Here is an 11,925-nt window from a genome sequence, read left to right on the forward strand (position 1 = left end):
AATCCTGTTTAAATAAGTTCGCTGTAGATATTGCTCACGACCTGCGCTGTCATCCCCAAACGCAGCAGCATTGCCGTGCCGGTATACCGATCCAGTTGTATCAAGCCCTTGTCGACCATCCATTCCAACCAACGGTTGATGGCTACATCGTCCCAGCCCATTAGCACGAAACAGCGGCTTTCCTCCGCCAATCGGTCTAGTTCTATCTGATTTTCATCCGCAAACAACTCATCCCAAACCAGATAAAGATAAGCCGCATAAACGGGGTAATAACTCCGCTCAGAGGGTGCGGAACAACGCTCAATAATGGCATCATCCCCGCTGCCTTGCTGACGCAAGGCAGTGATCATCCCCAGACAACTTTCTTCTAGATAAGTCCGTATCGCCACGCCCACCAGTGATTTCGTGTAGCTTTTCTCACCGTGTCGTTCAATCAGGAAAGCGAGAAAGTCCTGTTGACTAAAATTCGTGCCAAGCCGGAAATGACTTTCTGCAAACAAGGTGAACCAAGCATCTGCTACGCCAGCCGGAGGGGAAACCAAGCCCAGAGGACGACACAGCATCAAATGCAGCAACCACAGTGTATGGGATTCACCGAGATAACGGTCTTCCTGAAATACTACCCGCCCCAACGCGGTCAAACCCAGTTGCCATTCCCCAGACTCCCGATTCGCAGTCACCAAACCCATGCCTTGGCAGTAGTAAATCATCGGCTCAACTTTGCCAGTATCCTTCCCCGTAGGGATACCTGTTTGTTCACCAATGGCAGTCTTCTCACCGCGCCCATTCTCAACAGCAAATGCCAAGAGCTTTGCCAGTAAACGCCGTTCTGGCAGGAAGGTTTGCGGGAAATTCAGCGGGATAGGTTTACGCTCTAGCATCTGCATGTTGCCTCTCACTTTCCAAACCCACGCTGTTCCAGCGCCGTCACCGACACCAACACCGCCATCACCCGCAATGTGCCAGTAGAAGTCAACACCGGCCCCAATGAGTAACACTGCCCCTTTGCCAGCTTGGAAAGCCGTTCTGCCCACTCGGCTTCTGAACCATTACGCGAAGTCACACTGAGTATCTTGGCAAATGACTTGATTTCGGTATCCGCTGGTTTGAAGAACAGCTTGTGTCCTGCCTGAAACAAGCGGTCACGTTGTTCCTGATCAAAGTTACTGGTAGTTTGTGTCGCCAACATTAATGACAGGCCAAACTTACGGCCTTCGCGCAGCATCTTGTCGATAGGGGAATCACTGCCATGATTCAAGTTCTGAATTTCATCCAGCACTATCGGAATAGGGCGGTTTTTACTACCTGTATTACACGCATAATCATACAAATCCCACAAAGCAAACTCGGTCACGATTCGGAAAATATCGCGCGAAAGCCCTTTTAATTGCAGTACGTTCACCCAATGACCGGCAGAACCCAGAATGCCATCCCAAGCTGAGCTATCACTATCACGAAACGGTTGGGAGCGCACGAAAGGTTCCAACTTATTTGCCAGCGTTTCTCCTGTTGTCCCTTCATCCCGTAACATAGGCAACAGGTCATCTAACGTAAACGGTCGACCACTCCCAATACCCGCTTCTAACACGCGCGTTAATGTTGGCGCTTGTTGATCTCCCATCTTGAATACTGAGGTAAAAATACTGGTAATACGGGATGCCACATCAAACGAACTTTCTTCTATCGCGGGCATATCAGGATCAATTACCTGCATTTGCCGCCGGAACGGGTTCAAAGGTAATTTATCAATACGTACATAGTGATTTTTCGGTTGTGCAATATCTGCAAATCGCTGCTCGACTTGGTTCGGCAAAAATCCATCTGTGTAATCAATAATCGCGGAATGCAGGTGTTGGGCAGCCATTTCCGCCAATAAACATTGGATACCATAGGTTTTACCAGAGCCAGATGAGCCGAATAGCAGCAAATGGCGATTGGCTAAGCCGGGGTGTCCGTAATGCCAATAGACAGGTTCACCATTAGCTACGTTTGTACCAATCAACAACTGTTCCGGCACACTAGGCAGCACCCGGTTAATTACTACGGGTTCAATCATAGGCGGCGGCACAACCGGCGATATAACGGGGACAACTACTGGCGACGGCTCAACAACTGGCGCAATTGCCACAACTGGCTTAACCATTGGAGCAACAACGGCTTCCACTACGGGTGCTATGGGTTCATATACTGGGGTAAGTGTCACGCTTACTGGCTCAACAATCGACGGCTGTTCCACTGCAAAGGTAGGTGGCGGTAGCATCTCCGACACACCCTCCGATGTCGGGGAAATACGAATTGCCTCACCCTTAGCCACGATATTTTTTAAGGCGGCATGATCAAACAAGCCCAACAAGCCCTTATAGCCCATCACCCAATGGTTAAGCACAAAGCCTGCGGGACGCTGGAACGGTGGCTTAAGCGCATAAGGTGATAACGAGTATTCCTGCAACACCGGCTCAGCGTCAGGCACATCCGTCCAGAACGTGAAAAGGGTGCTTTGCCAAGCCATTTCATAACAGCCTTCTGCCACTTTCTCTAAGGCCGCATTGAGCTTTTTATGCCCATCATCCGGCAGTGTCACAACCGTGCGCGAGGTTAATGCCCGTTGCAATTGCGCCCACCAATAGCGGCGGTCAAAATAGGTTCGCTGAATATCCTGACGGAATGGCGCAAACAATTGCGTCAAATGGCTTAAACCGTCCTGCACCTGTTCAACCGCTTTTTCCACATGCCGTTCGGATTGTTTAGCCAGTTTGCATTCGATCACGGTTGCTTCAATCAGCGGTATATCATTGCCGCGCAAAGTCAACGAAAGCTGGAGCAAGTCCGGGCGGCGCATGTCGGGATCAGTGCCGGTAAACCAATGTAAAAAGGCATCAAGGGGTAAGAGTTGCGTCATCACGGCTTGCTGCGGTACTGCTAACATTCGGTGTATTGCAGCAAAGCCCACTACTTCGCGGATTTTCTCGCCCTTACCGACCACAGCACGTAATGACGATAACCCGATAATCTCTTCCGCTTCTTGCACAATTTGGCTGGCACTTGTATCTGACACTTGCCCATTCTGGATGGGTAACAACGCATTCAAATGCTTTCTCACCAACTGCGTCAGGTGTGTTAGCGTATCTTGTTCGGTGGAGATAGAAAGATTCAGCTCACCATAAGCCCCCAAGCCCGAGGTGAAACCCACAATTTTACGCTGACTGTCATGCCCCCGTTTACCCAACAAACGTTTATCAATAAAAGGATCAACACACGCCACCCAATGGGCTTTGTGGTGCAAGGTTTCCACCACTGCTTGCCAAGGCTCATAGTTGACCGAACCAAACATCAAATGTTCAGCACCTTGGTCTTCAGGGTGACGCAACCGTGCTGACAAATCAGCGTGCCAGGTTTGTATCCGCAAGCGACGATTACTTAACAGACTTTGCCGTTTTAAATCATCGCCCTGTTTGATTGGGCGCGGATACTCACTGATAGGGAATTTACCCAAGGCGCTGAAATCCAATGCAAATGGTTCGGCAGTTTCCACATTCCCCGTCATATCCTCACCGAGGAAACGGAACAGGAATGCGATGTCATACAAGCGCTCCTCTTTATTGAGCAACATGATAATGTCTTCGCGCTTGGGCGCAAAACGATGCCCCACTGATAAATTCAGCCGACGCCCCTTTTCGCGGAATTTCTCCACCATATCATCGCGCCACAAAGTGAGCTTTTTCTCGACGGAAATCGGCGATGAAGAGGTCGAATACACCATTAACTCACAGAAAAAAGCAGGCTGATTAAAGCCGGTTTTCTCTTCCAAGTATTGACGCAGGAATAGATCAATCCCCGACAAAATCAGCGGAACATTCTCCACATGCACAGCAAGAATACGCAAACCATCAGCCGCAAAAGCGTAGAGGCTTTGATAGTCCTTCAACACCTTGGCAATAATTTTTCCGTCTTCTGAAGCGTGTTTGATCTCGCTTAGATCATCCTCATTGTCATCGTCTTCGCGCAACAAGGTTTGCACGGCAAGGCTTTTCTCCCCGCAAGGTTGTTCGCCTAAATAATGTAATAAGTTGAAACTTTTCACCTTGGCAGACAGCTTGAGATTGTCATCCACCACCAAACCGGCCAAGGGGCGCTGAATCGTGACCAGATTCAACAACCGTTCAAAAGCTTGCTTGGCTTTAGGGGCTTTGATGTCTTGCTCACGTACATATTCCGCGATGATTTCATCAAAGTGATCACGCAAAAACAGTTCTCGCGCCCATGTCAGCTCCAGCACAGCGGGTGAAGTCCCCAAGGCAACCGCCGACTGCATAAAGTTAGCGTTTGGCTGCACGGTCGGGTCAAGCAACAAGAATGCCTTATAAAACCGTCGCAACAGTTCTGCACTGCCTTGCTTGCTCTTATTCAAAACACCTGTGGCTAATGCAGCGTAAGCTTCTTGAAGCTTCGGATAATGGTCATTAGTCGCGCTGAAATAACCTTTATCGACATAAGCCATCAACCAAGCGCGGTAGATTTGCGACAAAGCTCTCGCTTGTTCATTCAGTTCAGCGTCAAGGTATTGCGGATTTTGCCGTTCCAGCCCTGCCATCAAATCAATGACTTTCACCATACCTAGCGCATTATTGACTAGACGATTGGCTTCCTCTTCATCGGCGGCAAAATACAGCGCCGTCATTTCCTCTGTTCTGAGCTGCAAGGCGGGCAAGATGAACGGCGACAAGGTATCAGGCTTCCAATTTACCAAAATCGCTTGGGCACATTGGAAACGCACCCGCTCGGCATGAGTCGATTCCAATGCCCATTCGTAGCGACTGGCGTATTCAACGCCATCCTCACCTTCATGATTGAGAAGACTCACCTTGAAACGTAAATGCGGGCGTTTGCGGCTAACGCGGTAATCGTCCGGCACTAAATTGCATACCAGGTTGATTGGACGTGTCCATTCTTTGGGGGGGGAAGCGGCTTGCTCCTCATCCACGGGTAAACGCAACTCGATTTGCTGCAACAATTCAGCTAAACCACCCAAACAACCCTGCAACAATGCTTTTGCCAGCTCACTGCCAGCAATGCCACCATCGGTATCTGTGTCTAAATCATGATTAAATTGTTCGGCTACCATATGGATTTCAGTGACATGATCTGTCCATATTTCCCCCTCATCTTTGCAATCTTTCGCAAACTGCTGAATGGTTTCCCAAATAGCCAGCAAAAATGCTTCCATGCTGGAACCACGTAAACGGGTGCTTTTTTCGCGGACAACCTTAGGGCTTTTTTCACGGATTTTGAACCGCTTAACCAGCGTCAACATATCCGTGTGTAATAGCCGCTCTCTGGCATTAGCATCACCACTGAAAATAAAGCTTTCCAATGCTGCACTATAGTCTTTGACATCTTCATAAACAGTGGCATCAGCAAACGTTGTCGGTACGGCAAAACCATCCTCTTCGAGCAATTTCTCGACTTTCTTCCAGGCTTTTTGCTGGTCGCTTTTACTTTTCAGCTTTTGGTGTGAAATCAGTGCATCGGCAGATTTGATCATGCCCTTGGTCTCACTGACTTTTTTTACCTGTTCGACAGAGAAACATAATGGCGGGATACCCCAGAACGGTAAATGCTCATAGAAAGAAGCCAAGACTTCGTTCAGATTATCGACATACTTGTTTGCCGGGATAATTTCCGTTTCAAGGAATTCTGCCAGTCGCAGCAAACGGCGCGGCTTGATAGCAAACAATTCCTGTAAGGCGTTATCAAAGCGCGTAATGTCAGCATCAAGGTGATCAGCAAGCCCCACGCGCTGGCTGAGTTTGATTAGCCATGGTTGATAACTTTGCCCCATTTGATTCCAGACGCGATCTGCGTTAATCAAATGGAAATCCGCCAAACCACCTTGGTCAGAGGTATGGTTCAAACCAATCAACACCACAATCAGGCTGTCTTTATCGGCTGGCTTGGTGAGATTGCGATACCACGTTAGGCGGTCGTCTTCGTCAATCCAGCGTAAGTTCACGCTTTCGCCAATGGTGTCAACACCGCCAAGGCTTTGCATTTTTTGGATTAGGCTTTCGCGTGATTCACCGGAATGGGTTTGCCAATAATCCCATAAGCCTTTGGCTACCTTGAAATGGCATTCCAAACGCGAGACTTGTGCAACACGAAAGCGGTGTTCTTCCAACTGCTGCAACAGCGCGAAGGTGTTATCAGGTGATAAGCTTTCGACAATAAAACGGGCTTCTTGTGTGCCGCCTTGGGTCTTTTGGATGCTTGTCCATTCACCAATCAGGTAAGCCGCCAAATCTTCAACAAACAGGTTCATGCGTTTTACTCCAGAATTAACATGACTCAATCAAGCGGTGAGTCAATTGCAGAAAGTAGTCTGTTGACCAGATATTCAGTACCTTGGCATCAGGTATGAAGCCCACGACATCCTGCTTGGCATTATTAAAATCTACCGCCATGATGCGTTCCTGTAAGAGCGTTTGTAACTCTGCTTTGGATACCGCATCTTGGCGAATCGCACCGCTTTCATAAGCACGTCTCGCGAAATGCGCTAAATTCGGTGTCACGTTATGGCGTACATACCATTCAAAATCGAACCAATCACGCCCCTTGACGCGATTTTTCCATTGACGGAAGAGCAGCGCATGTAACTTTCCGGCAAACAGATCCGGCAAAGCAAAGCACTTAACGTAAAAAGAAAAAGGCTGAAGCAATAGCTTCTCTTCCGTAGCAAAGCCCAAGGGCGGCAAGGTATCCACCTCAAATTTGATCTTGACCTTACGAGTGCTACTCAGGTTCAGGCTGAACACTTGCGTATTACTTTTCAAAAAAGCCGATTCGATTTGGCTGGTGGCGGTCTTCTGTTTAACCGCAATCTCAACCTCTAAGCCCAAGGCATGGAATTCCGCGACAACGGCTTTGAAATACGGCTGTAGGGAGAAATCCGCATTCGGTTGCAGTAACGAAAAATCCAAATCTTCGGAAAAACGTGGTAAATCATGAAAAATGCGCAGGCAAGTACCACCATAAAAAGCCGCTTGCTCAAAGAAACCCGCACGATTGAGACCTGCTAACGCTATCTCTTGCATCACTTCCCTGAGAGTTTGATCTTGTTGCTCCGCCAAACTTAAGGGATGGCGAGCCAACATTTGTTCCAATACGGTCATTGCCATTGTTTGATCGCCTCATGCAGGTGTGTTAATAGTTCGGTTTTATGTCCAGATTGTTGGTAGGCAGCAATCACACCTAAGTCGATGAGGTTGGCTTCATCCGCATCCAAACGCATGTCATCCAGCAAAAACTGCTGCATGGATTTGACAGAATGTACCCGTAGCTGGCGCGTCAAAATCAATCGGTCACATAAGGCTTTGGCGGGTGTCGCCAACAGGCAATAGCCACCGCCTGCCACTGCCACGGACTCCATGCCGATAGGGTATAAAGCATCGGGTAAATGTTGGTAGGAAAAGCGCCCAACGCCCGTTTCTAGCGTTTGGCTACGACGGGTAGTTACAGAGGTCACTTGCACCACTTTTTCGGGAATTAACCCGTGATGCCATAAGGCGTAGTCCAGCGATACACACGATGGGCCATACAATAGGTTTGCTACCAGTAGGCGTTCCACGGGTTTGCCGCTCAGTTCGGGGGAAACCACATACATGCCGCGTTTCACAGGCAAAAGCACGCCGTCATCCAACCAGCGGGAAATCTTGTTGTTGGGAGTCTTATAGCCTTTGAGTACCGATAGCACCGTTTGGTGCATGAGCGGAATATTGCCAAAAGACTTAAGTTGTAACTCTGGGCTTCGCATGACTTTTCCGTTAAAAATGCTTTGTTAGTCTTATTTAATCAAACTAACTATGAATAATCAACGCAATCTCCTGTATGTTGAATGCTCACTCTTCGCCCGGATTTGTGACCATCGACACGGCGTCCGACAATTCCACGAGGAATCCTCCTTGCTTCAGGGCTTCTTCTACCCATGTGCTGCTGGAGGCAACGGCGTAGGTATCGCTATCCGCTTCCTTGCCGATCCATTGCAGGGCGACTTTCAACTGGTCGCCGCCAATCGCAATACCGTAATGGGCGAAAATACGTTGGTAGAATTGATTTAGGCGGATGCGTTCACCGGGGCAAATCAATGCGGCAACCAAGAAGCGTAATAAGCCTTGATGCAAGACAAAGCGCGTTCCCTGACCTTGACGCGGAACGACTAAACCAATTTCTTTCGCAAACTTAGTGAAATGACGGAAAGCATTATCATCGCCATTTTTAAAATCTTGCTCAGAGAAAACAACACCATTTGTAATAAGCGCAGGGTTTCTTAGAACCCTATACAACATGGATTCGATGACAGTAAATGAGTTTTGTGCCATTTTGCGTGTAATCCCTGTTGTTGCCTCATTCGGATTAGCAACTATCCAAACATAATTACCAACAAAACCTTCTGTTACTACCATAGATTCATCTATTCTTCTCGCTTGAAAACACAGCGTTCTCATCACCTGCATACAACAGAGTGTTTGTAGAAAATCGAGTTTATCTAAAGTACCAATACTTGAATTACAGATGTTTTCTATTTCCGAAGCAAACAGCAACGCCTCTGTTCTGGATGATTTTGAAACCCAGCCTAATGAAGATGATTTTTTTGAATCATGAATTCTATAGTCGCTCAACGTACCTTCAATAATATTAACTATACTTTCAATATTACTTGAAGAGTCATCAATTAGAGATTTAACATTTCTTTCAGTTTTTGATTTAAGATTGTTTAATCTCGATTTCAAATGAGAGTAAACTGGCAAAACTAATAAATCATCAAATTGATGCTGTTCTAACTCTTCAAAAAGATTTACTAACTGAAGAAAAAGCAATTCTCCACCACGACTCATGAAGTTTCTTAGATTATCAGAGAAATATTCCAAGGATGAATCCCAGTTCTTCACTTCGCCTTTTTTTCCACGACCAGCTTTAACATGCTCCCAGTTCACTTCTCTCGATAACAAAGCAGCAGACGCGGGCAAAAAGCAGTTAGTTACCCACGTTCTATTGCTGGATACACCCACAAACCCATTAAGCAAGCTTTGCAGAAGTTGAACAGCCTCTTGCTTTTCACCATCATTATAGAAGACAGATTCAACCTTCTTCAATGAATCCATATAAGCGGCACGATGAACAACGTGACGAGTTTCCAGCTTTGAAGTGGGGAAAAATGAAAATAATTTAAGAGCAACTCTATCCTCTGGGTAATAACAAGGTTCTGACTTGCCATCTTCAAGAGGAATAGAAAACTGAAATGAACCATCACCATTTTTCAGTTTTGGTGATGAAAAAGCCAGTAAAAACTCTGCAAGGTATTCTGTTGGCGTTTGATCCTTGTAAAATCTCCGGCCATAAAGACGGATAGCCGGATTAGCCTTATCAGCCTTGAGTGTTCCACCTACATCTGCATTTTCGGGGAAGCGTTGAAATACTAAGTGTTTATCGTTCATAGCCCAGTCTCCAGTCCTTATGCAAATTCCAGTCTGTTTTTGTCTCTATCAATGTAGAACTTATTGGTTTTCACCGTTCCATCGACACCGGCGCTAAGTACGATAAATTCGTCATTATTGGAGGTTTCCTGCTCCGCGACTTTCAACAGCCTTGAGCGAAACCATTCGAGTTGTGCCAAATGAATCGGCACAAGCTGATTGCCAAGGCTGCCAATGCTGCATGTTTGGATGTAATCCAATAGCGGCAAACTCAACATCAACTTAGCATCCCGATAACGCAAGAATGGCTGTTGTTGATCCTTGTCATAACCCACCGAAAAGTCATTGGTGTTAAAGCTGGCAATAACCATTTGTGTCGGTTGCACCACAGCTTTATCCGGTCGGCGCAACGTCAGATACAAGCGGTTATTGGAATCTTTGAACTGCCCTGCACTAAACCCCGAATAGACTTCCAATAACACATTCAGAATATTGGCTTTGAATGCCCGTTGCTCTGAATGTGATAACTCCAAAGCCCCATTACGTTGCCAGTCATCAAACTGGCGTAGTTTAGGCGCTTGCAGGAAATTATCTAAAAACGCATGAAAGCCCTTTTGTTCACTTTGTTCTACGGGCTGCTGCCCATAAAGATAAGCCATGCGCCGCAAGGCAAAACGCCAACGTACCCCCGCTGCTTCACGGGAATAGTTCCTCCACCGTTTCACAACAGGTGCTAAAGCGGGCGGCAATCCAACCCAAGCGGTATCATCATCGGCAATCAATTTACGCTCGAAATCCACCGCAAACGGGCTACCAAACTCTAAACGGCGGATCAGTTCAATGGCCTTCAAAGCGCCCGCCTTTTCATCCACCTCACCACTTTTGTAACCAAAAAAGCTTTCACTGAATAAATGGTTTTCCAACCCAGTATTCACTTCACCGTTACTGGTTTGCGTGTCATAGGCATAGTGGCGAGCTTTGGTACAATCCAACCCACCCGTCACCGAATAGGCTAAGTGGGCAACAATATGGCGCAAGGTCAGGCGTTGCTCATAAGCGGTAAGCCGTTGATAAACCCAGCGCACCCGCTCAACCACATCGCGTTGTTGCAACGCTTGGCGATTCTTGCGAAGTGGGCAGCTCTCTTCCACATCACACCCTCGGCACTCTGACCAACCGGGATGCAGCAGCATTTTCTCCAACACCTTTGCACCTGAATCCACATTGTTCAGGCGCGTCATATTGAGAATAACCAAGGGCTTGGTGGTATCGCCTAAGCGCAAAGTATGCGTCGTAAGCTCAGCTTCTTTATAGGGTGTATCCAGCTTTTTCAGGACTTCATTCTCAACCCAAGCAACATCTGCGATACCGTGATTTTTGACGAACTCAGACAAACTATCTAGCAGTGGCCCCGTGTTGCTGATAATCAAGCAACTCCCCGGTTTACCAAAAGCCTCATCTAACCACTTTAAGCGATCTTGAGCGCTCAACTCGCTCATGTCTTTGATGATAGAAATCTCACGATCACCAGAACGCACCACTTCCCGTTCTTTCAGCTTGTGCCGAAGCGGTTGATCGGGTGCGTAACCGTGCAAATGCTTGAAGACATCCAAGGCGACTGTGGACTTACCATCACCGGCATGACCTGTCAGGATAATCACCTTATCCTCACCGGAGGTTAGCGCGTCTTTTACCGTGTCGGCTAAGGGGAAGGCGACATACAAATCAGTAAAATAAGAACTCAATGCTTGCGACTCTGCCAAGGCATTAGAGCCATCGGCAGAAAGGTTATGCAATGAATTCAGATAACCAATGAAACCGTTTTGGTGATCCTTATTTTTTGGTTTTAACACGGCAATCATGTCAAATAGGTTTAAGTTAACACCCATCCGGTTGCCATCATTAATTCTGTCATTTTCTTTCGCCATCACTGGCTCTGGTAAATCAGATACAGTCCCCATATCTTTTTTCACTCCATACAATGTATTGTGCGTCGTTGTATGACCTGCGTTTGGTAGCCCTACCGCTGCACGCAGCCCCTGATGTAATTCAGGCGCAAAATAACGCCCCAATAGCAAATCTGCCATTCTTAAAGTAAGGCCATCGTCAATCAATAAATTCCGATAAACCTCAAGAGTAAATCCACCCTTAATATTTCGCTGAATTAGCTCAGTTCTTGATATATCACCAGATGAGCTTTTAATAAGCTCATCATAATCTTCAACTTCCCACAATCCATCATTCACTAATCTTCCAAAAGGATACTGAACAGAGAAATCATCAAAATAATCTCTAAAAACAGCAAGTTCATTCTCATAAGAAAGAAAAGAAACTAACCGCTCTTTCTTATGAAAACATCTAGCCAATGCTACCAGCAGCAACAATGGCTTATGCACAGAAAAAAATCCTCCTGTTTTCTTAACTCTTAACCCATCAAAAAAACTTAAAATCATAATTC

The 11,925-nt window shown here is 46.8% G+C and carries 6 protein-coding genes; all 6 read right to left on the reverse strand.

The window, feature by feature from the left end; genetic code table 11:
• Positions 1–8 precede the first annotated feature (8 nt).
• Positions 9–998 (reverse strand): DUF4007 family protein, encoded by a 990-nt coding sequence (locus tag Q394_RS0100220; RefSeq protein WP_211248767.1) that lies wholly within the window; start codon positions 996–998, stop codon positions 9–11.
• Positions 896–6,316, reverse strand: coding sequence for an ATP-binding protein (locus Q394_RS0100225; protein WP_028487502.1), 5,421 nt, complete (start codon positions 6,314–6,316; stop codon positions 896–898). Before Q394_RS0100225 ends, Q394_RS0100220 begins: the two co-directional genes overlap by 103 nt.
• A gap of 16 nt (positions 6,317–6,332) precedes the next feature.
• Positions 6,333–7,172 (reverse strand): nucleotidyl transferase AbiEii/AbiGii toxin family protein, encoded by an 840-nt coding sequence (locus Q394_RS0100230; protein WP_028487503.1) that lies wholly within the window; start codon positions 7,170–7,172, stop codon positions 6,333–6,335.
• Positions 7,163–7,807, reverse strand: coding sequence for a type IV toxin-antitoxin system AbiEi family antitoxin domain-containing protein (locus Q394_RS18525; RefSeq protein WP_051542540.1), 645 nt, complete (start codon positions 7,805–7,807; stop codon positions 7,163–7,165). The genes Q394_RS0100230 and Q394_RS18525 overlap by 10 nt, the downstream gene beginning before the upstream one ends.
• 85 nt (positions 7,808–7,892) lie before the next feature.
• Positions 7,893–9,488 (reverse strand): hypothetical protein, encoded by a 1,596-nt coding sequence (locus Q394_RS0100240; protein WP_028487504.1) that lies wholly within the window; start codon positions 9,486–9,488, stop codon positions 7,893–7,895.
• 17 nt (positions 9,489–9,505) lie between these two features.
• Complete coding sequence (locus tag Q394_RS0100245) at positions 9,506–11,920, reverse strand: phosphorothioated DNA-binding restriction endonuclease family protein (protein ID WP_156946702.1); 2,415 nt, start codon at positions 11,918–11,920, stop codon at positions 9,506–9,508.
• Positions 11,921–11,925: the final 5 nt, after the last annotated feature.

It is taken from the genome of Thiothrix lacustris DSM 21227 (assembly GCF_000621325.1).
GTDB classification, from domain to species: Bacteria; Pseudomonadota; Gammaproteobacteria; order Thiotrichales; family Thiotrichaceae; genus Thiothrix; species Thiothrix lacustris.